1 protein-coding gene is annotated in these 1,113 nt (G+C 53.3%); it reads right to left on the bottom strand.

Annotation, left to right across the window (positions count from 1 at the left end; genetic code table 11):
- Positions 1 to 122: 122 nt before the first annotated feature.
- The gene (locus tag PG881_RS23895) at positions 123 to 1,103 is read right to left on the bottom strand and encodes an IS5-like element IS5 family transposase (RefSeq protein ID WP_026141915.1); all 981 of its coding nucleotides are present in this window, start codon (positions 1,101 to 1,103) and stop codon (positions 123 to 125) included.
- Between the last annotated feature and the right edge of the window lie 10 nt (positions 1,104 to 1,113).

Raw genomic sequence — 1,113 nt, 5'->3', positions numbered from 1 at the left:
TTCTTCTCGGCTGACTCAGTCATTTCATTTCTTCATGTTTGAGCCGATTTTTTCTCCCGTAAATGCCTTGAATCAGCCTATTTAGACCGTTTCTTCGCCATTTAAGGCGTTATCCCCAGTTTTTAGTGAGATCTCTCCCACTGACGTATCATTTGGTCCGCCCGAAACAGGTTGGCCAGCGTGAATAACATCGCCAGTTGGTTATCGTTTTTCAGCAACCCCTTGTATCTGGCTTTCACGAAGCCGAACTGTCGCTTGATGATGCGAAATGGGTGCTCCACCTTGGCCCGGATGCTGGCTTTCATGTATTCGATGTTGATGGCCGTTTTGTTCTTGCGTGGATGCTGTTTCAAGGTTCTTACCTTGCCGGGGCGCTCGGCGATCAGCCAGTCCACATCCACCTCGGCCAGCTCCTCGCGCTGTGGCGCCCCTTGGTAGCCGGCATCGGCTGAGACAAATTGCTCCTCTCCATGCAGCAGATTACCCAGCTGATTGAGGTCATGCTCGTTGGCCGCGGTGGTGACTAGGCTGTGGGTCAGGCCACTCTTGGCATCGACACCAATGTGGGCCTTCATGCCAAAGTGCCACTGATTGCCTTTCTTGGTCTGATGCATCTGCGGATCGCGTTGCTGCTCTTTGTTCTTGGTCGAGCTGGGTGCCTCAATGATGGTGGCATCGACCAAGGTGCCTTGAGTCATCATGACGCCTGCTTCGGCCAGCCAGCGATTGATGGTCTTGAACAATTGGCGGGCCAGTTGATGCTGCTCCAGCAGGTGGCGGAAATTCATGATGGTGGTGCGGTCCGGCAAGGCGCTATCCAGGGATAACCGGGCAAACAGACGCATGGAGGCGATTTCGTACAGAGCATCTTCCATCGCGCCATCGCTCAGGTTGTACCAATGCTGCATGCAGTGAATGCGTAACATGGTTTCCAGCGGATAAGGTCGCCGGCCATTACCAGCCTTGGGGTAAAACGGCTCGATGACTTCCACCATGTTTTGCCATGGCAGAATCTGCTCCATGCGGGACAAGAAAATCTCTTTTCTGGTCTGACGGCGCTTACTGCTGAATTCACTGTCGGCGAAGGTAAGTTGATGACTCATGATGAACCCT

Source organism: Aeromonas sp. QDB54 (genome assembly GCF_027707385.1).
Taxonomy (GTDB): domain Bacteria; phylum Pseudomonadota; class Gammaproteobacteria; order Enterobacterales; family Aeromonadaceae; genus Aeromonas; species Aeromonas hydrophila.
This window is presented reverse-complemented; position numbering and strand designations above follow the sequence as displayed.